The sequence below is a fragment of the Methylosinus trichosporium OB3b genome (genome assembly GCF_002752655.1).
Lineage (GTDB): Bacteria > Pseudomonadota > Alphaproteobacteria > Rhizobiales > Beijerinckiaceae > Methylosinus > Methylosinus trichosporium.
In genome coordinates, this window is record NZ_CP023739.1 from 177,801 (window position 1) to 198,296 (window position 20,496).

Here is a 20,496-nt window from a genome sequence, read left to right on the forward strand (position 1 = left end):
AATTCGTAAAGCCAGTGCCGGTTCAGCGACAGCGGAGAGGCGGCGAGCTACACGCACGGATCGAAAAAACTGAAGCGAATCATGCTCCGTCCGGTGCGGCGCTGCTCAATTCTCGCCGTTCATGCCTTCCTCCGCTATCGGAAGCGAGGCCTCGGGCATGCCGGCCTCCGCGAGATAGCTCCGGAGCAATTGCCGCGCGCGGTTCCAGCCGAAATCGGACGGAGTAAATTCGGCGATGAAAGGCAAGTTCAGCGCTTCGAAGATCGGCGTCCAAACATCCTCGCCATTGCGGCGCTGGCGCAAGGCCAAGGCCGAATTGAACTGATAGCGACCGAGCGCCCGGCGCTTGAAAAGTCGGCGATTGTAGGCGTAATCGCGATCGACCTCGTTTCTCGCCATCAGGCCGGAGAGATACGGCTTCTTTCTGCGCTCCTCGGCGACGATCGCGATGGGCAAGTCGTCCCAGGCGGCGAGAATGGCGCGTGTGTCCAAGGCGGCGATATCTTGCGACCGGCCATGCGTGAACAGCGGCTTGAAGAGGACCCAGAACGTCTGGAATAGAAAATACTCGGCGTGACGTTGATCGATGCGCACGAGCCTCTCACCCGTGTTCACGTCGACGCTCGACGGCGCGAGCAGTTCGTAGAGCGCGCCGAATGGACCGCTTGCGAAGGCTCGATCGCGGAACGCCTCGCGCATCGCCCAATGAAGCGCGTTGTAGCCGAAATGATCGATATTCTGCCTGTCCGCGCCGCGTTCGAGCAATGCCTCCACGAGCGCGACATTGCCGGCGGCTGCGGCCGCCATCAGAGGCGTTTGGTTCATCGGCAACCGATGCTCCATGCCGTAGCTGGCGCATTGGTACAAGACTTCCTTCAGATTCTTGGAAAAATAAGCCGAGTAGCTCTTGCGGGCGATGCTGTCGCGCTGCCGGTCGAATTGCCGTGCGGCGTCCAGGCCCGCGTTCCTCGCCAGCCAACGAGCGAGCACGGGCTCGTCATGGCAGCATGCGATGTCGAACAATTGTTGGCGCGGCTTACCGCCCGGAGCGCGATCGCGGAACACCTTGATCAACAGCTCGGTCGTTTTCGCCTGATCGAAGACCGGCCAGGGAACCGGGCTCTGCCGGAGAATATCGCGCCGGATCGCATCGACCTGCTCCTGCTTGCCCTGGAGCTCCAGCTTACGGGCTTCCCTCTGCCAGTCCTCGAGGCTTGATTGTTTCGCATCAACCTGCACCCGTCCCGCTGGGGTCAGCTCGAGCAGCTCGAAGAGCCGATGGCCGGTGTCGGATTCGATCAGATAGAGATTCGCGGTCGCGCGGGTCAAAGCGACATAGAGCGCATTGACGAAGAACTTATACACCTCCAACGACTTGTCGGTCTTGTCCTTCGCCCGCCGATAATCGAGCTCGTCGGCGGTTAGATCCTGCGCCGTAACGCCGTCGGCGATCTCGTTGAACTCGGCGCGGTGGTCGGAGATGAAGCGATAGAGGACGATGTTTTCGTATTCCAGCCCCTTGGCCTCATGAATCGAGAACAACAGCGGCGTCGTGAAATGCTTCCGCGCCTCGATCTTGTCTTCCTCGCGCATGACCAGCACGGCGAAGCGGGTCGACTGCCGAATCTTTTGGTTGAGTTCCCGCTTGAGGTCATCCTTGTCCGGCGCCAGCGTCACGACGCCTGCCTCTGCGCCGACAGCCCTGACGAGAAAATTGCTCTCGCGATCGATCGAGCCGAAGCGCCTCTGCTTGATCTTGAGCAATTGATTGGCGACCCGCGTCTCCTCGCGGCTGTTGCGGAAATTGGCGGTGAGCATCGAGAGCTGCTGACGTTGCGCGAGTTCCGGCTCGCGCCAGAACAGGCTCTTGACCTGAGCCCAAGAAAAAAAGTTCGGATGAACGATCTGGTTGGAATCGCCGCAGAGCAGAAATCGGCCGGGATGGCGCAGCGTCGCGAGAACGAGCGCGAGCTCCACCGGCGTGATGTCCTGCACTTCGTCGATCACCACGAAGTCGTAACGCGGCGCGGCTTTCGCGCGCCATTCGTGCGCGATCAAATTGAGGTCGTACAGCTTCGCGTCCTTCAGCCAGGACAGATATTTTTCGAACAGGTCGTACAGCCGGCCGCGTTGGCTCGCGGCGAAAATCGATTGGCGCACGCCCAAAGCGAGATAATCCTCCCGCGAGAGCGCGCCACGTTCTCCAGCAGTGATGACGCCGCGAATTTCTTCGAGGATCTGATGCCCGTCGACCCCGCGAAGCTCCGGGTCCTTGACGGATTGGCGAACGCGCTGGAACCAGCCGGCGAAGTCCCGCCAAGCCGCCTCCCGTCCGGGTGGAACGTGAATGGATTCGACGAACTCCCGATAAGAAAGAAACGTCGCTTCCTGGCCCGCTCGCTCGAAACCGTTCGCGTAATAGAGGTTTCGCGCGCTCTGCGCGAGATAGGCCGAATGAGTCACATAGAGCGCCTCGCCCTCGACATGCTTCAACTTCTCGAGCGTCAGCGCCGTCTTTCCGCTGCCGGCGCCGCCGACGATGACGAGCGGCGGCGGAGCCCGAAAGACGGCGTCCTGCACATCGTCGAAGGAGATCGGCTTGTCGAGCAGATGGATGATTTTCACTTCGGGATTGAGATAGCGCAGCGGTCGCGCGCCCGATTCGGCCTCGGCGGCGTCACACGCGACGAGCTTGTCCTCGTCGATGACGGCTCCGCGGAGAAAGCGGGATTTCCCGTAATCGTGATTGACGATGACCTCCAGCATGAGGGCGCAGACCTCGTCATCGTGCCGCAGGAGACGAAATATCAGGCGATCCGCGTCATTGAGCCGAGCGCGATAAAGATCGGCATACGCGGCTCCCGTAAGCTTGCGCACCTGAGCCCCGCGAAAATCCCGGTTGGCGATCGCAGCGATCACCTTTTGATAGGCCAGCCTTACCCGCGACGTATCGAGATCGGCGATTTCGAGGATCTTCATCGGAATATTCGCTTCTCGAGTTCCTGCAAACCAGGCCGATCATGGGGATCGGTAGCCCACGATCGACGCGATCCGAATAGCCTTTTTCTCACGGCACGCCTACGGCTTGTCCGCACCTGGCGCCGACACGGAAACCTGCAACCTCCGACAGATGCACGTATGTCATTGTTTCAATGTGCTGACGACCATGGATAGCGCCGCGGCAGTTCGCACGATAAGCATTTCCATGCCCCTTCCGCTCAGCCTCGACAGCGCTGTCGAGGTCCGCGAGCTCTCGGGCCCTGTGCAAAACCTTGTTTTTGGGAGCGCCTTGAAATCTCCTCCCGCCGTCCGCCTCGTCGACGTCAAGGAGATCAACGACCGCTTCGGCCATGCGGAAGGCGACCGAGCTGTTGGCCCTGCTGTACCCGGCAGACGAATTCACGGCTCAGACGGTCGCCCAATGGAGAGGTCGAGCCTTCGAAGAAGCGGCGTCTGAACGCGCGGCAGGAATGCAAACTGCGTGACGGTCACATACAGTCGTGCTTCAAATTTTCGTGAATTGGCACGAGCCGCAGATATTGCTCCTTAACAAGGCAAGGGCGCGGGTCGAAATCTGGTTGTCTGAATCCATCCGAGCATAACGCGCCGATAGCTTCAGAACGCGCTGAACGCGTCCGAGCATTCTGAACCGGTCTCCGGCAAGGCTGGACGATACTGAAATAGCGTCAATGAGCACGGGACTCCAACAAAAATCGGTAGCCGACGTGTGTCATCCAGCGCGCCCGACTCAAATGGCTTTCATGAACGAGCCTGGTCCTCTGCGGCTCGATCTCAGAATCGAGCCCGAAGATCGTCAGAGCGACTTCGCGCCAGTCTGCGCCTTCTTCCTCGGCGTCCAATAGGCGAAGATAGGTCACGAGGTGGCGTTCGTCATAGCTCGTCGGGCGCGCGCTGTAAGGCGGCTGATCCTGAAAGGGAAGAAAATCCATTTCGAGCAACTCCGTCGTGTAGCATTGGTCGGGGCGCCGCAGCCTACGAAATTGCTGCTCACGCTTCATTCTGCCGAAGCACGGAACGACGTCCCAGACTCGAGCCGCTGAAGGGAACTGACCCGCGGCACATCGAGAATCATCGTCATCAGAAATTGTGTCGATCCAAGGGCGATCGAGATGCGCGCCGCGCGTCGCCCAGCTGAGCACGACAATGAAATGATCATCGAGAAGTCCGGGGCGTCGCACAAAAAATCGGCGACGCCTCTACAATACCTGCGTTCATCGTGCGCGAGCATCGCAAGCCTGATTATGGGAATATTGTGGCGTGCGATTCTGCGCATCTTTGGATCGCATGCAGCCTCGAACATAGGCGATAATCCCGCCGCGTTTGCGCCCTCTTTCTCATTTCGACTCGGCGCCTCACATCGGAACTGGCCGTTCTGCATCGGAGCGACGTCCGTCGTCGTAGGTCGAATGGATGTGCAGCGAGCTCGACCTCGCGCCGCGTGAATGCGGCAGAAAGATCCCGCGCGAATGCCAGCGTCGGTCTCTCTCGGATGTCGAATGACTCAACTCGAAGCCGACGGGCAATGTCGGCGCGCTGCATGTGTCGTGAAAGGATGATGCGCGGGTAGCGTTGATGTCGCGACGACTCTCATGCAGGACCCGCGGGGTATTGCGTAGAGGCGAGCTTGCTGTATCCTCGAGATCGAGATCTGTGGCGAAAGCGGCGCGCGGTTCCCAAACCCTATTTGTGTGCGCGTCTACTTCGATGCAGCGACGATAAATGCGGACGCGCTGCTGCGCGCTCGGAAAGATATTTTCATTCGATCAGGGGGCCGCGAAATGACCGCATCATTGCCGCGCCGCAAGCAGCCACGCGTTGTAAATGCCGGGCGCGAGCTGACTACTTTGCAGGATGGAACGAGGCAGGCGCGCGTTCAAGGAGCGCTGCTTCGAGAGTGTGACGAAGCGCTCGACCGCTTGATGCAGCTCACTCATCAAACATCGTCGAGGCGCCCGGCGGGAGTGCGATTCAGCGCAGCCGAGGTTCAATATATAGAGCATATGGTCGGCCAGATCGTCGCGACTGTCCCCGCAGGCGCGTGTGAAAAAATGGGGAAGGTGGCGATCTATCGGGAATATGCAGATTTCAGCGACAGGCGCCCCGAGCTGTTGGTGATCATGTTACGAGCCGCCTGCGACGAGATGGAGCGGGAGCTTCTTGCAACCGCGAGACACACGATCGGAGAGTCGTGAATTTTCTCGGCGCCAATTCGCGCACGGGTCTCCTAGCGTCCTTACGTCGAAAGGAGACCCGAATGCGAACGCATTTGCTTACGATTGCCGCGATATTCGCCTCCACCATTGCCCAAGCCGAGCCAAGTGTCTCGCAGGCTGGAGCATTCGACACGGGCAGCGGCCCCGTGTCGAATGCTCCGAAGACCGTGACCGGCGTGACCTTCGGCGCCTCGGAGCTTGCTCGGATTGCGCCCGAGGTCATCGAGCAGACGCCGGCGCTGCAACATCTCGCCAGAAGCGGCGCGCGGCTGTTCGATGCGGGCGATGCTCATGGCCTGCGCGCGATTGTCGCGCGCCAGGGCGACGAGTTCATGATCTTGCAGCTCACGCCGGATGGCGACGCGATCGTCTCTGGCGTGCAGACCGATTTGTCGGCCGATCTGTTGCTGACGATCGCCGGACGGCGCGAACCGTGGGTCACGGAGCTCGGCACGAGCCACGGGATGCGTGGGCTGTTCGTGCGCAACGGCGGACAGTTTCAGGTGTTCTACGTCACTCCCGACGGAGAGCGCGTGATACCAGGCGTCATGTGGGATGCGAGCGGAAAAAATATCACGCGCGAACAAGTCGCTCCGCTGCCGGGGGTGACGCCGACCGTGACGATCGGCAGGGAGAAGGCCACCGGAGGCGCCGGCATCGGCAGCCAGCAGAAGGTCGCTTCGGCGCTCGAGGCTGCACGCAGCGCGTCCTTCGGGACGATCGGCTCGGAAGCTGCGCCGAGACTCTACGTCTTCATCGATCCATTGTGCGGCTATTCCGTTCGCGCCCTTCAGCAATTGCAGCCTTTCGTCGCTGGGGGAAGGGTGCTCGTCGCGATCATCCCCGTGTCGGTGCTGGACTACGAGAATGACGGCCGGAGCACCAAGAGCGCCTTGGCGATGATGAGCAAGGCTGCCGATCAAATGGCGACGGCATGGTCGCGCGGAGATTTGAACGGGCCTGCATCACAGGAGGCGGAAGAGCTGCTTCGCCGAAACATGGCGATCACCGAAACGATCTGGCTGCGCGGAACTCCGACGGTGATCTGGCGGAAGAAGGACGGCTCGGAGGGGCGCGTCGACGGACTGCCGGAGGATTGGAATGCGGTGATCGCATCGATAGGGAGCGAAAGCCATGCAGGGCGATAAATCGAGCACGAGACGATCCACGAGTGCGAAACGGGTGTCGCGGCTGAGCAGAGCATGGAGCGGGCTCAAATGGATCGGCTCCGTTCCGGGACGCGCATTCCCGAAACCCGAAGTCATCGAGGGCGGTCGCTTTTTGTCGGGGTTGATCACAGGGGTTCGTCGTGGAGCGCGACGCAACACGCGGTTTAGAGTCGACGAAGATCGCCGCATCGATGTCCAGGCGACGGCGTTTCTGCACGGGATGAAAGCCTGGCAGGTCGAGGGACTCTTGCGGCGCCGTCGCCGGCAAACCGCGCTGGCTGCCTATATCTTCTTCGGCGCCGCCTGGACGCTCTTCGCCTACTGGCTGTTCGAGATCGCGATCACGCCATGGGCGTCTTGGAGGATAGCGCCGGTTCTGGAATTCGCGCCGTTCTGCTTGTTTCTGTTTCTGACGGCGTTCCAAAGCGCGTTGCAAAATTATCAGATCAGAACACGTCGACTGGCGACGGCGTGGGAATATCTTACCACCTCCGAGCAGTTCTGGCCGAGCTGAAATGAGCGCATATTCTGGCTCGACGCCGCCAATGTCCTCGGCGGCGTCGATAACCACGCCACTGCCGAGCTCCGCGCTACAATTTCGGAATAATCTCCATGGCGAAAATTGCTCGGACGACGCGCGCGAATTTTCCGCGCGTCGTCCGCCGCACTCTTCTCGGCGACGCACAGTGCCGTCGGAACGCAGGGCGCCCCTGCCGATCGCGGCCGACAATCGCGGGGCGGCGCCCGATCAAAACGTGCCGAGAGGAGCGCTTCGGGAGCCGCCCGCCGCCCCGGTCGCCCAAGGCGCCGATTCGTAGCTGGGCCGCGTCGCTTGTGTGGAAGGCTCCACAGGCTTGACCAAGGTTCCGTTCCTATCGATCACCGGCGGCCGCCAAATGGCGTTGGATTCACCATAGGAGGCGTAGGGGTCATAGAAGGGATGACGCACAGTTGGGGCAGGGGGCGCGTCGTAGTCGGCTGCGGTGCGCACATTTCCCGAGTAACAAGCCGTGAGCGGGATGGAGAGACAAATCAGGGGGAGGAAGAGATGTCGCATGAGGGTCTCCTATGGAGAGACCAATCATGCGACGAGGCTGCGCGTATTCGGCGTGCATCAGCGGTCGAGCGCTCGTTTCAAAGAAGCGATATGGGGACCGAGAGCATTGGGACTGCAGAGAATTTCGCCTTTGGACCACGCGTCGTTCATCTGATAGACGATGGACTTGAGCTCGGCATACTCCGGGCGACCGGACTTGCCTTGTTCCGCGGCAGTGAGCAGAGCCCAAAGACAGCTTTCCATCCCTCTCCTGAAATCCAGCGTCTTCAACAGCTTCGTTCGGTGCTCGTCGCTGTGTCGATCAGAGATGGCGAGATTTTCTCGCAAGGATTCGACCTCGACGGCGAGCTGGGCGCGGCGCCTCCGCTCTTCATTGAGGACGTCCATCCAGGCGTTGAAATCATTGATATGGATCGAACGCCAGCCGGCGCAGTATTCAGTTTGTCGCTGGGCTTCGACATCGCGCAGCGCCGACTGCTCCCCTTCATAGTAGCCGTTGTTTTCGCCTTCCCGATAGCCGTCGGATTTGCCACTGGAGTAGCCGTTCGAGCGACCTACCGCATACCACAGCATCCCGTTTCCAGAGCCAGGTTCGTCGTCGTCGCGCATCTCAGGCGTCCTTATTATGATCTCCGATGTCCGTCTGGGCACTCAAGGTCGAGTCGACGCTTCCGCCTTTTGCGGAGCTATCAGCGGGGCCAGTGATACCCTTCGGCGGAGAGTATAACGCTTGGGTCGAAGACGATCCTACACCATTGCGCCGCCGTTGTCGTGCCGGTCCGGCCAGCTGATTTCGGGCGTAGCCATCGATCGTCTTGATTGTTCCCTCGGTACCCGTCCATGCGGCGGCCTTGCTGAACTCGTCCATGTCGACACGGTTTGCCGGCGAGAACCCGAGCATCTTCGGCACATGATGGGGAATGAGCGAGATCAGTCCGAAGGCTTTGATCGCGACCACGATATGCAACAAAACGAATATCGCCAGGAGCACGACGAGTCCGATCAGATTAGTGACGAACCAGCCCTTTTCGAGCACGAAATGCACGGCGACTCCAAAGCTTATGCGAATGAGCCAGGAGACCGACGAGAACACGAAATATCCGGCGAAGAGCCCGAGAAGCATGAGGACCGGCCGGAAGAGAACGTTGAACAGCAGCTCATAGACCTGGAAGGCGCGGCCATGCAGGCCTTCGCCTTCGAACGTCATATGCGCGACCATCATGAGCGGAACCGCGATCACCGCCTCGAGCACGAGGATCAGATAGCCCGTTACGCCGGCGATCCACATCACCCAGGGGATGAGAGGAAGCACATAGGCGATCATGATGCCAGGAATGAGGAGCGCCAGGAGACCGAAGAACAACGGCGTCAACAGCGCCTTGAAGACGTCGGAAACCGTGGCCAGCCCCGCGGCGGCTGCGGCCCCTGCGAAATTGCCGGTGAGGAGAGAAAAGGCCGCTGCTCCCGTCTGTACGGTCCCGGATGAGGCAGCTATCGCGAGCCCATAGGCGGTCAGCGCGGCGGTCATGAGATATTGACCGAGCGTGATGAGAGAGCCGAAAGGGTCGGACCACTGGTTCGACGTCGGGCCGATGCTGTTGGCGACAAAGTTCAACAGGGGCTCGTTGAGATTGATCGCACGAAAGACTCGTTCGACCCACGAGCCGCCTTCACGAGCTGCCGCGTTGCCGAAAGTGTCGGCGTTGCCGGTCGGAGGGTTTGCGCCATCCGCGGTGTTCACATAGGTGCGCAGCTGCCCGAGAAAGTTGTCGCTGGCTTGGATGAGCGGCGCGAGATCGGTCTTGAGCGCATTGCTCCAGCCGCTATAGCTCGGACCGTTGACGATCGGCAGATCGTTTAGCAGGGACAGCGTTCGGCCGTTTAGCTGAGCGAAGGTCAGATAATAGGAGCCGGCCGACGCCCATCCGAGCGTTGATAGATCCGTGGTCGTGTTGTTGCTGAGGCCGAGCTTTCCCGCGCGCGCGTCCTGGGGCTTGATGGCGTTCTGCAGCTGCTTCTGAATGTCGCTGGCGGCCGCGGTGAGCTGCTGTGTGTAGTCGCGGGTCGCGTTCTGATAGGCGGCGAGCAGTGGGATGAGCGCCGAGGTCTGCTTGGTCTGCCAATAGCTCTTCGCGACTCTCTCGGCGACGGGACGAATATCCGAAGTGATCACATTTTGGAGAATTTCCTTCTGTTTGGCCGTCATGTCCGTATTGACGCCGGCGATCGGCTGCTGCGCGCCGGAGGGCTGGTTGACCGTGATCGTACCGCAGCTCGGCGAGCCGGTCTGATTGCCGGGGGACAGAGAATAGGCCCAGGTCGTGGAGCCGGAGACGAGCGTCGGCGTCGGGGCTGGCGCGATCTGCGGATTGGCGGTCGCCTCATTGACGAAGGCCCGGCAGAGCTCGTTCTCCATGACGCCGAGGACGATGTTCTTCGCGCCGGGAATGATCGGCGTGGCAATGACCATCGCGTCGGGCCCCATCGCCTTGATCGCGAATTTGAAGAGCGATCCCGCCATGCCGATGCCCCACATGGACGTCTGGACCACGGCGGCCTGACCGATCGAGAAGCCCGATGTTACCGGAAACATCATGATGGCTGCAAAACCGATCCTCACGACGAACATGGAGGTCATCGAATTGGTGAGGAGATTGCTGGTCTCGGCGGTGCGATAGATATTCCAGAGCGTCAGGTAGCACACGTAGAACATGCCGAGCGCCATGCAGAAGCCGGTGAACCGTCCGAGCAGCTCGCCGATGACGGTGGCGGCGGAGCCCGTGCATGTCGCGGATTGCGCGCCGCTGCTGCAGACGCCTCCGTTGATGGGAAAGACCGCCTTGATCATTTCAGCGGCCCAATCCTGACCAGGATCGAGGGCGGACCAGCTGACGTCATAGCTCGGCGTCGCCGGAGCGGCGGATTGGGCGAGCGCCGGCGCGGCGAAAACCAGGGCGATGAGGGCGATCGATAGAGAAGGAAGGATTCGGCGCGACATGTTCTCCTCGCGTGTCGAATGGCAAAGGCAATTTCGGTCGACGAAAATGGCTGTCAGGGTCCCGGGCTCGGGGAGGGGCGCGCTTCGGGATCGCGGTGAAACACGGCTTTGACTTTTTCGAGGATTTTTTCGACGATCTCGCGGGCCTTTTCGCCGAGATGCTCCAGCATGCTGCCGTCACCCTCCTTCTTCGGAATCGAGGAGGCGGCCTCGCCGACAGCGGCGTCGAGCTTTTTGAAATGCTCATTCCAGTTCGAGGCGTTAGGCTGGGAGGTGAGAGCCGAAACAATCCGATCTCGGTCGCTTCCGTATCGAGCGAGCGCCCCGGCGGCTCGATCGTAAGCCGCGCTGAAAGCGTTGTTCTCGTCGAGAGCGATGTCGAGCTGCTTGCGCAGGCCTTCGAACGCCCCTCCGGGCTTCATGCCCTCGATCACCGCGTTCATTCCGCCCTTGTTGTTGGCTGCGGCGTCCTGAATTCGGTTGAGGATCGTCACTCCCGGCGCATCACGAAGCGCGCTCATCGCGTCGAGGGCGGCGCGCCCCGACGCATCGGCGGCGTAGAGCAGCGGATCATCGCGCTTGAATTGCATGCGCGTCTTCTCGAAGTTCTGCAGGCGCCGTTGGACATCTTCGGTGTTCGCCTGTTGCTCACGCGCCGGCTGCTCGCGCCGCTGTTGTGCGCTTTGCTGCAGCGCTACCTGTGCCGATGGCGTGGCGGCCTCCAAAATCCGGCCGATGGCGCTGGCGGAGCGCCCGACCGCCCCGATCGCCTTTCCGAACACGCCGCCCACGACGAGCTTTTCCTGAACGAATTGCACTTCATGTTTCGTGGTCGGATCGGGTCCGACTGCTTCCGGCGGCTCCGGAGTGGTGGTCGGCTTCGCCGGAGAGGCGGGCCGTGCGGCGAAGGCGGCGAGCTTACGGTCGTCATTGGCCGGCGTCGACGCATCTCCGGCCGCCGGTGAAGCCCGCTGCGGAATCGACGCTGGCGAAGATTTGGGCTGCGCGTTCGCTGCATCCCGGACGGGCTCGGAAGCGGCCGGAGGGCGCCCCGCCGATGCAGAGGAAACGTCGAAGGCCACGATCTCGATTTTAGCCTTGTCTGCAGCAGCCGACGGTGGGTTCGTGGTCTGGTCGACCGACTTGACCTGCGATGCTTGGTCCGGCGCTGACAGCGGCGCAGCGGCGAGCCCATTGCGCTGAATGTCATCGGCGGCTGCGGCAGGCGTCGGCGAGCCCTCGGGCTCCGGCGGCCGCTCGGCGGCGTCGACCGGCGCGCCACGGCGCGCGGAAGGGCGGCCAGCAGTCGGGTCATCGAAGGCGTCGATCTCGGCCTGTATCGCGGCGCTGACACGCGATTCCGCGGCCGCATCGGGAGCTGTCGGTGGGGCACCGGCCGAGGCGACAGAAGAGACAGGAGACTGCGCGATCGTCGGCTCGGACTCGATCAACGGGCTGGCGATCGGCTGCGCGCTGATCTCTCGACGAGGAGCCTGCAGCACCTCGAAGGACAAAGCGAATATCTCACCCTGGACGGCTTTTGTCGTCTGGTTCGATTTCGCGGCGATCTCCGTGGCCTTCTCGCGCAGCCTCGCCACGAGATCGGAATCATCGAGCGTTGCGGTCATCTGCAGCAGACTTCGCATTTGCTCGTTCTTGAGCCCAGGGCTGGATATCGCCAGTTTCGTGAGCTCGTCACGCAGATCTTTGTCGACATGGAGCTGATCGACGAGTTTCTCGGCGTCCTGCAGCGCATAGGAGAGATCGGTCTTGAATTTCGGATCGCGAAGCCGCTCGTTCGGATTGTCGAGAAACGCGTCGGCGACGCGATCGATCCGAGTGGCGAGTTGCGGATCGCGCGCTTCGATCTGCGACTTCCGTTCCTCGAGTTCGGCGAGCAGCCCGGCTGTCGCCAAATGATCGCGAGCGCGGGTCAGCTCTTCGCCGATCGCCTTGCGCTCGCGTGGGTGCATGGCGCCGTTCAACTCAGCCCGCAACTCTTCGATATGTTGCGCGTTGGGCGCGTCGGCGCGCCGGTCATCAGAAGCGGTCGTCGGATTGGGCTTGCGCGGGGGATTCTCGGGTTCGGTGGGCATGGGATGTCAGCCTCGTGGAACAGAGAAAATGCAAGGATTTCGGGCGGTAGACGCCATGTGTCGATCAGTTGGAAAGGTTCGGCGTCGGAAGCTCGACAGCGGGCTTGAGCGTCTGAAGGTCGCGTTCGGCGACGGCGGCCAGCGTCGTTGCGTTGACACTCGCGTTCTTCATCGCCATCCGGTAGTTCTCCAACAGCAGATAATTGGTGACGGCGAGCTCATTGGCGATTTCGCGCTCGACCGCGGCGGGCGTCATGCTCTGCAGCTGCGCCGCCCAATTGACGTCGCTGTAACGGCGATGCACGTCGAGCTGCAGGGCTTGCACCCAGGAGCCGGTGTCGACGGCCGTGAGGCCTTCGTTCTGCATCTGCTGCTTCTGCGCGGCGTTGAGTGGAACCGACGGCGATTGCGCGGCGAGGACCTCATTGAGCACGCTGCGCGCCAGCGAGATGCGCGACTCGTATTGACGGCGTCGGACCGACGCTTCCTTAGCGACGAGCGACGTCATTTGCCCGCCGCGCTGCGCCGTCGGCACGATGGGCTGGACCAGATTGGTGACGTAATCATTGGCGGAATTGACGCCGTCCTGGCCGTCATAGGTGCCGGTCCCGAACAGCGACGAGGCGCGTTGGTCGGCATTTTCTCGTTGCGACGCGCTGCAGAAACCCGCGGCCGCTTCGTCCGCGGAACAGTAGCGCGAATAGTGCAGCATATTGATGGCTTCGACAGCCTGGGCGGCTCCATAATAGGAAGGCGTCCCCTTCGCCGCCTCGCCGCGCTGGTCGGCGACGGTCTGGATAGCGGCGGCGACTTTCCACGATTGTCCCGCGCCGACCGTGATCGTCTGGCCATTGTCGAGATGGGCGCAATGCAACGGGCTGACGACATGCTCGTCGCGAATCACGGCGTTGCGCTTGTCGCGTTCGAACCGCGCCATCGCGGAATTCGAGGCGTCGGCAATCTGTCGCTGGGCCGAGACTTGCGCTTTCGAATAATTGGCGTTTTGGGTAAAGCCTTGCCGGAGCAGGGTGGTGACGTCGCCATAACTGTTGGAGCCGAGCAGGCTCGCGAGCGGACCATTCAGACCGAGCTGGCCCGTGATCGTATTCAAGAAATTGTTCGCCTGATCTTGAAGCTTTTGGAGCCCCTGCTGAACGGCGATCGATGTCTCGTCGAAGACGGCCAATTGCGCATTTGCCGGGGCCGCGCCGAAGACGACGGCTCCGATGACGACACCCGTCGTTGCAGAAAGAAGATGAGAGGTCTTGTTCATGGGCTTTGCTCCTCACCAGAGGCCGATTGTGTTGGGAAGCGTGTATCCGGTCGGCGCGCGGCCGGAGCCATTGACGTAGAGACTGCCGCTCCCGCCGGCGCCGCCGATTCCGATGTAACCGACGGGCGGTCCTCCGCTACCGAAGCTCAGCTTCGGGCAGGAGAGTCCGCCGCCGAGATTGCCGCCGAAATTGAACGCGCCGAGATTGAAGCCGCTCAGAGTGATGCCGCACTGCGCGCTTCCGAGCGTCTTCTTCCAGGCGTTGGTCACGGCGTTGCAGAGCTGGCCTTCGATGGAATTGAACAAGGTCGTCGGGTCCAGGAGATTGACCACGACATTGAGGCCGACGCCCTTCAAGATGTTGTCGAGACAGGTGAGCGACTTGACGGCTTGGGGCGGCGCAATGTCCTTGTCGTCCGCAGCGATGCGCGCCGCGGCCGCGCTGGCCGCCTGTTGATAGAGCGTGCCGCAGGCGCCGGCGGAGCCGGACGGCGGAGCGGTTTGCGCCAGGGTGGTGGTGGAAATGGCGATCGAAGCAGTTGCAGAAATGATCGTTCGTCTCATCGGGAAACGTCCATTCGATTGGATTTATCGCGAACGCGCTTCTGTCGCGCAGAAGGCGAGAGAGCGCAGTCGAGTCTCGGCGGTCATACGATTGAGGAGCGCGCGTTTGCTGGCGACTCGGACCGCCGCGCGAATTGCGTCGGACGAATCTCCCGCGTCGGACGTGAAGAGAGCGGCGAGAATCGAACGCCGAGCAGGTTTGTCGGGAGCCGTGAGCCAATCGAGCATCCGCAAGAGCCGCTCGCTCCCGAGCTGCGCGAGGACCGACTGGAACAGTGTTCGAGCCGGATCGGTGCGAATGCGTCGTGCGAGGCCGGGCGGGTCGAACGCTGCGGCGTCGTGGATGGCGACGCCGAGAGCGACGACGGCCGTTTCGACACTTGGCTCCAGCTCCGCGCGTCGAGTCGCCTCCGGCAGCTCGCTCAGTAGATCGAGCTGGCTCGGGTCGAGCCAGCCGCCGGCTTGCGTGGTGACGAGATCGGGCATTTGGCCTCCCTTTCTGCTTGACCGCAGGTTCGAAGCGTCTTGCGCGAATGACGAGCTGATTTATCAATGGGTGATGGAGACGACGCCCTGGCGCGCGACGACGCGCAGGCCGAGCGGACGCAATGCGTCGCGGAGCACGCTCGGCCAAGCGCGACCGCCTCGCCAGTCGACGAGGGCGCCGCGATCGACATCGCGCGCGAACCTGACCTTGATCGGAGGCGGGACGATTTGCCGTATCGCGAAGGCGAGGGGGATCTGATTTCCGAAACCGCGGGCCGCGGTCGGCTTCAGCTCCCCGCGGACCTTCGGCATTTTCTCGGCGGATTCGGGGGGCTCGGCCGCCGTCTGGGGCGGTGAGGCGTTGGCGTTTTCGAACGGCAGCATTGCAAAATCGGCGTCAGCCGGCGTGGAGGCGCTCAAAGAAAGCAGGATAGGAAGGATAATCGGGGCTCGCATAGAGTATGACTCCTTTGTGAGCCGGGAAGCGTGCTATCGATCTGCGCAAATGGCGTCTGATATCGATGAGCGGAAATAATTCGAAACGACTTGGACGTAAGAGAAATAAGTCGTTCGCGTCCGATGTTGCCGACGATGCGCGGTCGGGGCGAGATGGGCGGAGAGCGGGGGAAGGCGAGAATGGCAAAGAAGAAAGGGGTCGACGGTGAGGACGACGATTCTCTCGGGAATGATCCGTTCCTGGTGGAGATTGGGCGGCGGATCAAACAGTTGAGAACGGACGCCGGGATAACCCAGAGAGACCTCGGAGAGGCTGCAGGCGGTCTCAGCCCTTCCTACATTTATACGGTCGAACGTGGGCGTCAGAACATGACGCTGACGGTCTTCCGACGGATCGCCGAGGCGCTCGGAGCGCCGATCGAAGACTTGCTCTCTGATGGCGAGCCCGACGGTCGCCTGACGGACAGGTCGTTGACGAGATTCGTCTACCAACTCGATAAGCTGGGGCAGATCCTGGATCTGCGACGCGAACAGGACGACGCGATTTTCAAGGAATTGAAAAGCATGTCCGGAGTGAAAGAGAGGATCGCGGAGCACCTGAAGGCGGAGAAGAAGTAAGGCGGCCCGTCGCGCCGATCGGGCAGTGGCGGAGGAATATTATTATCGGGTGTTGACACACCCTAAAATGTGCATAGTCTGCCCCGGACACCGCCGGAGCAGACGCCATGCTCGATTGCGATCGTTCATTCGAACCGACCCTTTTTAAAGCCGCGCCCATAGAGGCGGGATTGCTCTTGGGGCTGCTGGGCCGAGAATTGGCCGGCGCCGAGGGCCTCATCGAGGGCATGTTGCACGCCGGTCTCGGCGTCGACGCCATCGCAGCCTATTTGGGCTGTGCGCGAACGACCATCTTCGACGAAATCTCAAGCCGTGGGATACCCATCGGCTTGGAGCAGCTCGAAAAACCATTCCGGCCACGCAAGAACGCCTGGTCGCTCATAGATCACACGCTGTTCATCGTCGGATGGACCTGCGGCGTGCGAAATCCCCGCCTTGGCGGAATTTCTCGGGCGTTCCGCAGGTTCGCTCTATGGAAAGCGCCGACGCATCGGCTTGCCCACGCGACGCGTCGCGAAGGCGGAACAGAGGCAAAGAGCCGAACGCCAGTCGAAAACCAACGCAGCATCGGCTGCTCTTCACTTCGACAGCGCGGCGCCGACAGGAGAGGCGAAACGAACGCGTCGACGAAAGTCCACCGCGAAGAGAGCCACGTGCACGGCGCAGGAAGTCTCGGAGACGTTGCCGGGGGAACCGACGATCTCCTCGTTTCCTATTGTTCCGTTGGCTCGCCCAGTAACGGAAGCGACGGCGACGACGCAGGAGGCGCTTGTTCCTCTACAAGCGGAACCGCCGGCTAACCCCCCCGCCACAGCTCCATCCGATAGCCCATCCGAGCCTCCCCCGTCTCAGCCCGCTGAGGTCGAAGAGAAAAAACCGCGCACACCACGACAGGCGAAGCCCTCCTCGCTGTCGGCCGAGACGCAACCCGAATGGTATGCGGCGGTCGAGGACTTCATGGCGAACCGGCTTCCGGCCGACGTGGACACGATTCGCCATTACGCCACCAAGAACCACGTCATCACCGGCGTCGCGATTCTCGGCGGAATGAAAAAGACCGCGATCGAAGAAGCAGCGGGCTTCGGCCGCTCGGGGGTGAACAGTCATGTCGATCGGCTGCATCTCAGCTCAAAAGGCGTGAGAGGTGAGATCTTCGATCGGCGACAGTTCGACGACGCCATGAAAGTGCTGACGCCGAAAGCCGATGGCGTGACGCATCGCTTGATATTCCATGCGCCCGGAGATCACCGAATCGCCGTCACGGTGAAGCGCGCCGCGAGACGACGCGATGCGGCGAAAGAATCCCGTGCGAAGCTGGCCGCCGCCGCGAAGCGAAGGCGGGAAGAAGACGCGTGGACCGCAGGCATCGAGATTCGAAGGGGCGTGAGCTTGCGCAGGCTCGAATGCTTGTCGCGACCTTTCGACATGGCGATATAGACCTCTTTCGCGCCAGCAGCCGGGCAGAGCAAATTTCTCTTGCGCAACATTCTGCACGGACGACTGCGCGTGCGCGCGTCGTCACGCGAGTTCGGCTCACGCGTCGATCGCCCATCCCCGAAAAAAGCTGGCAATTCATATTCGCGCACGAACTCGCGATGCTCGGCGACATCATTTTTTCGAGAGAGCCGCCTTTATGCAAAACGAACACGCCGCGATCAACCGCCGATTGTCCGATCCGGATTTTCAGGCGCTTCTTCTCAGCAGGGCCATCGGCCTCGCTCTCGGATCGTCGTTGATGGCGACGGCCTTCGTTGTGCATGACGTGTATCTGTGGACGCATCCGCCGACCCCGAAATATTTCGTGATCGACGGGCGGAAAGCCCGCGAGGTCACGGCGCTCGACACGCCGATCGTCGACGACGCGCAGCTGCTCGATTGGTCGACGCGCGCCGCGCTCGCGCCCTACAACATAAATTACAATGATTATCCGCAGCAGCTTTCCGCTGCGAGCCGAAGATTCTCCAAACGCGGCTGGAACAGTTTCGCCACCAGCGTCATGGACACGAAAAATTTCGACACGATGAAGCGGTCGATGCTGCTCTGCTACGCGCAGGCGCAGCGCGCTGCGATCATCAGCGAGGTCGCCACGATGGCAGGAGCGCTCGCTTACCGGATCCAGGTTCCGATCGTTCAGACCTGCCAGAACAGCAATCAGAACATCACCCAAAATCTCATCATCAAAGCGCTCGTCGCGCGAACGAATGCCGAGGATCGCCCGGACGGATTGGAGATCGACGAGCTCGTGGCGGTTCGCCAATAGCGATGAGGACAAAAAGATGCAGCACAAGTGGACTTTATTCGGCGCGGCGGTCGTCCTGCTGGCGGCTCCTTCGCCCTGTCTGGCGCAGCAATCGGCAAGCCTTCCCGGAGCGGCGGAAGGCGGCGGCGTGCCGGCAACGGGATCGGCCGATCGCACGGCAAACATCATTCCCCTGACGCCTGGAATGATCCGGGATCTCGGCAAGCGGTTCGGCGACAACAAGCGCGCGCAGGAGCAGGCGACGACGGAGTTCGCGGCGCCGGCGAGCCGGCGCGTGAATGTGTCGTTCACGCCGGGGCAGGCGGTCAACATCATCCAGACCGTCAAGGGCTATCCGACGGCGATCTCCTTCTTCGATCGAACCGGCGAGCCATGGCCGATCCAATGGGACACGAACTCAAATCCCGCGGCCGTGACGGATGGAGGCAATTGCAACACGGGACAGAACGCCAGCGGCCCCGCGGTCGCCGCCACGGGCTTTTATGTCTGCACGCCGGCCAAAGGATCGAATGTCCTGGAGATCACGCCGATGTCGTTGCAGCCGCGCGGCGGTCTCGTGGTGACGCTGCAGGGCGCTCCGAAGCCGATCAGCTTTCTGTTGATCGGCGGGGGCGGTCGCTACGACGCCGATATTTCGATCCAAGTGGCGGAGCGCGGCCCGAATGCGAAGGCGGGGACCGTGCGCGCGAGCGCGCCGGACACGGCCACCCCCTTCCTCACCGCCATGCTCGACGGCGTTCCACCCGCCGAGGCGACGCCTCTGTCGGTCCGAGGAGTCTCCCCGGACGAGCTGCGCGCCTGGCGGCTCGGCGACCGCGTCTATCTGCGCACGCGCCTCACATTGATCTCCCCGGAATGGACGGCGTCCGAGGCCGCCGAAGGGGGCCTCACCGTCTACCAGCTGCCCGCGACGCCAGTCGTGCTGCTCTCCCATCAGGGACGCACGGTCTCGGCCTCTTTGACGGAGGATTGAATGTCCGACCTTTTTTCCAAAATCCCGCTGCTTTCGCAGCTTCGTGAATTCAACCGAGGCGGGCGAGGCGGCCCGGTTCGGATCGTTACGATCGCTGCCGTCGGCGTGTCGATGGCCGCGCTTCTCGTCGGCGTCTCGTCGATCTCGCATCCGGCGCCGCCCGAATCGTCGGTCGCGAAGATGCCCGAGGTCGATCCGCTGCCCGGCGGAATGCACAGCAATCCGGCGCAGGACGCGCTGCTGAAGCGTCATGCGCAGACGCAGGCGGACAAAGCGCTCGCATCGGGGGCGTCCTATACGCCGCCCCTGCCTGCGGCCGCGCCGCTGCGGCTCGTCGATCGGCGTCAGCCCGAGGAGATCGCCGATCCGGCGCCGCCACCCGAGCCAGCCGTGGTTCCGATTCCCGAGCCTGCGCCGCTCTACGTCCCTCCCGAAAGTCCACAAGAGGAAGCGCGCGTCGAGCAGGTCGCCGCCAGCGATCCCGCGAGCACGGGAGCGAACGAGGAACAATTCAAGCAGGCGGTCGCCGATCTGTTCAAGCAGTGGGAAGGACGGCCGCCGCGCACGGATCTGGTGCTGACGCCTGCGACGGACGTTCGAGACGATCTCGCGCCGGGGCAGGGCGCTCGCGTCGAGCAGCGCGCCACGAGCCCGGCGCCGCCGACACAACAACAGCCGCGTCCTACGGCCGAGGCCGTTTTGGTCCCGGCCGGACGCGGCGTCTACGCCCATACGGTGCTCTCGGTAAATTCCGACACCGGAGGCCCGATCGTCCTGCAGGCAGACACGGGACCGCTGGCCGGCGATCGAATGATCGGAACTTTCTCCAAGAACCAAGCCGTCGGCGCGCTGTTCGGGGACACCGAGCGGCTGGTGGTGCGGATCAATTCGGTCGAGCACCATGGGCAGACGATAAACGTGCAAGGCCTGGTGATCGCGCCGGACAGCATGGAGACCGCGGTCGCGACCAACGTCGATCAGCATTACATCGAACGCTTCGCTCTTCCGACCGCGGCCGCTTTCGTCGCCGGTCTCGGACAGGCGATCGCGCTGTCGAATTCGACGATCGGCTATACGCCGTTCGGCGGCATGATCCAGAGCTACGGCAAGCTGGATTTCCGACAGCAGGCCGGCATCGCCGGCGGCGCGGCGGCCGCGCAGATCGGACAGACGCTGCAACAGCAAACGCCGAAGGGCGCAACCGTCTTCCTCGCCGCCAATGCGGGCGTCGGCGTCATCTTCTTATCCAATGTCGCCGCGACGCCGGAGAGGGCGAGCGTCGATCCCGCGAGCCTCAACACGAAATAGGCGG

19 protein-coding genes are annotated in these 20,496 nt (G+C 62.2%); 9 read left to right on the forward strand and 10 right to left on the reverse strand.

Going from position 1 to position 20,496, the window contains the following annotated elements; all coding sequences use genetic code 11:
• Nucleotides 1–105: 105 nt before the first annotated feature.
• From CQW49_RS23310 to CQW49_RS23325, 3 genes are all read right to left on the reverse strand, one after another.
• Nucleotides 106–2,979 carry an AAA family ATPase gene (locus CQW49_RS23310; protein WP_099832079.1) on the reverse strand — a complete coding sequence of 958 codons (2,874 nt, stop codon included), beginning with the start codon at nucleotides 2,977–2,979 and terminating at the stop codon, nucleotides 106–108.
• Between the two features lie 707 nt (nucleotides 2,980–3,686).
• Nucleotides 3,687–3,950, reverse strand: a complete 264-nt coding sequence (locus CQW49_RS23320; protein ID WP_099832116.1) for a DNA -binding domain-containing protein — start codon at nucleotides 3,948–3,950, stop codon at nucleotides 3,687–3,689.
• Nucleotides 3,951–4,015: 65 nt separating this feature from the next.
• Complete coding sequence (locus tag CQW49_RS23325; RefSeq protein WP_157926132.1) at nucleotides 4,016–4,399, reverse strand: hypothetical protein; 384 nt, start codon at nucleotides 4,397–4,399, stop codon at nucleotides 4,016–4,018.
• A 310-nt stretch (nucleotides 4,400–4,709) separates the two neighbouring features.
• On the opposite strand from CQW49_RS23325, the gene CQW49_RS24910 reads away from it, so the two are divergent.
• The 3 genes from CQW49_RS24910 (at nucleotide 4,710) to CQW49_RS24915 (ending at nucleotide 6,917) form a co-directional block, all read left to right on the forward strand.
• On the forward strand, nucleotides 4,710–5,213 hold the full coding sequence (locus CQW49_RS24910) for a hypothetical protein (RefSeq protein WP_157926133.1): 504 nt from the start codon (nucleotides 4,710–4,712) through the stop codon (nucleotides 5,211–5,213).
• A gap of 167 nt (nucleotides 5,214–5,380) precedes the next feature.
• On the forward strand, nucleotides 5,381–6,382 hold the full coding sequence (locus CQW49_RS23335) for a hypothetical protein (RefSeq protein WP_244593433.1): 1,002 nt from the start codon (nucleotides 5,381–5,383) through the stop codon (nucleotides 6,380–6,382).
• The gene (locus CQW49_RS24915; RefSeq protein WP_157926134.1) at nucleotides 6,369–6,917 is read left to right on the forward strand and encodes a hypothetical protein; all 549 of its coding nucleotides are present in this window, start codon (nucleotides 6,369–6,371) and stop codon (nucleotides 6,915–6,917) included. Before CQW49_RS23335 ends, CQW49_RS24915 begins: the two co-directional genes overlap by 14 nt.
• Before the next feature lie 600 nt (nucleotides 6,918–7,517).
• Here the strand turns inward: CQW49_RS24915 and CQW49_RS23350 are convergent.
• Genes CQW49_RS23350 through CQW49_RS23360 form a run of 3 tightly spaced genes read right to left on the reverse strand, consistent with a single transcriptional unit; the run spans nucleotide 7,518 to nucleotide 11,972 of the window.
• The gene (locus tag CQW49_RS23350) at nucleotides 7,518–8,069 is read right to left on the reverse strand and encodes a hypothetical protein (RefSeq protein WP_099832085.1); all 552 of its coding nucleotides are present in this window, start codon (nucleotides 8,067–8,069) and stop codon (nucleotides 7,518–7,520) included.
• A 1-nt stretch (nucleotide 8,070) separates the two neighbouring features.
• Nucleotides 8,071–10,458 (reverse strand): DotA/TraY family protein, encoded by a 2,388-nt coding sequence (locus tag CQW49_RS23355; RefSeq protein WP_099832086.1) that lies wholly within the window; start codon nucleotides 10,456–10,458, stop codon nucleotides 8,071–8,073.
• A 53-nt stretch (nucleotides 10,459–10,511) separates the two neighbouring features.
• The gene (locus tag CQW49_RS23360) at nucleotides 10,512–11,972 is read right to left on the reverse strand and encodes a hypothetical protein (protein WP_157926135.1); all 1,461 of its coding nucleotides are present in this window, start codon (nucleotides 11,970–11,972) and stop codon (nucleotides 10,512–10,514) included.
• A 132-nt stretch (nucleotides 11,973–12,104) separates the two neighbouring features.
• On the opposite strand from CQW49_RS23360, the gene CQW49_RS24920 reads away from it, so the two are divergent.
• The gene (locus CQW49_RS24920) at nucleotides 12,105–12,662 is read left to right on the forward strand and encodes a hypothetical protein (protein ID WP_157926136.1); all 558 of its coding nucleotides are present in this window, start codon (nucleotides 12,105–12,107) and stop codon (nucleotides 12,660–12,662) included.
• Here CQW49_RS24920 and CQW49_RS23365 read toward each other — a convergent pair.
• From CQW49_RS23365 to CQW49_RS23380, 4 genes are all read right to left on the reverse strand, one after another.
• Complete coding sequence (locus CQW49_RS23365) at nucleotides 12,619–13,827, reverse strand: hypothetical protein (protein WP_099832088.1); 1,209 nt, start codon at nucleotides 13,825–13,827, stop codon at nucleotides 12,619–12,621. The two genes, CQW49_RS24920 and CQW49_RS23365, sit on opposite strands and share 44 nt — an antisense overlap.
• A gap of 12 nt (nucleotides 13,828–13,839) precedes the next feature.
• Nucleotides 13,840–14,391 carry a hypothetical protein gene (locus CQW49_RS23370; RefSeq protein WP_099832089.1) on the reverse strand — a complete coding sequence of 184 codons (552 nt, stop codon included), beginning with the start codon at nucleotides 14,389–14,391 and terminating at the stop codon, nucleotides 13,840–13,842.
• A 24-nt stretch (nucleotides 14,392–14,415) separates the two neighbouring features.
• Complete coding sequence (locus CQW49_RS23375; RefSeq protein WP_099832090.1) at nucleotides 14,416–14,877, reverse strand: hypothetical protein; 462 nt, start codon at nucleotides 14,875–14,877, stop codon at nucleotides 14,416–14,418.
• A 63-nt stretch (nucleotides 14,878–14,940) separates the two neighbouring features.
• Complete coding sequence (locus CQW49_RS23380) at nucleotides 14,941–15,261, reverse strand: hypothetical protein (protein WP_244593434.1); 321 nt, start codon at nucleotides 15,259–15,261, stop codon at nucleotides 14,941–14,943.
• Nucleotides 15,262–15,513: 252 nt separating this feature from the next.
• Between CQW49_RS23380 and CQW49_RS23385 the strand changes: the two genes are divergently transcribed.
• The 5 genes from CQW49_RS23385 (at nucleotide 15,514) to CQW49_RS23405 (ending at nucleotide 20,492) form a co-directional block, all read left to right on the forward strand.
• Complete coding sequence (locus CQW49_RS23385; RefSeq protein ID WP_157926137.1) at nucleotides 15,514–15,951, forward strand: helix-turn-helix domain-containing protein; 438 nt, start codon at nucleotides 15,514–15,516, stop codon at nucleotides 15,949–15,951.
• 435 nt (nucleotides 15,952–16,386) lie between these two features.
• Nucleotides 16,387–17,388, forward strand: a complete 1,002-nt coding sequence (locus tag CQW49_RS24925; protein WP_157926138.1) for a hypothetical protein — start codon at nucleotides 16,387–16,389, stop codon at nucleotides 17,386–17,388.
• Between the two features lie 196 nt (nucleotides 17,389–17,584).
• On the forward strand, nucleotides 17,585–18,211 hold the full coding sequence (locus tag CQW49_RS23395) for a DotI/IcmL/TraM family protein (protein ID WP_099832093.1): 627 nt from the start codon (nucleotides 17,585–17,587) through the stop codon (nucleotides 18,209–18,211).
• A 16-nt stretch (nucleotides 18,212–18,227) separates the two neighbouring features.
• Nucleotides 18,228–19,184: a DotH/IcmK family type IV secretion protein gene (locus CQW49_RS23400; RefSeq protein ID WP_099832094.1), complete on the forward strand. Its 957-nt coding sequence runs from the start codon at nucleotides 18,228–18,230 to the stop codon at nucleotides 19,182–19,184.
• A 111-nt stretch (nucleotides 19,185–19,295) separates the two neighbouring features.
• On the forward strand, nucleotides 19,296–20,492 hold the full coding sequence (locus CQW49_RS23405; protein ID WP_157926139.1) for a hypothetical protein: 1,197 nt from the start codon (nucleotides 19,296–19,298) through the stop codon (nucleotides 20,490–20,492).
• Nucleotides 20,493–20,496 lie beyond the last annotated feature (4 nt).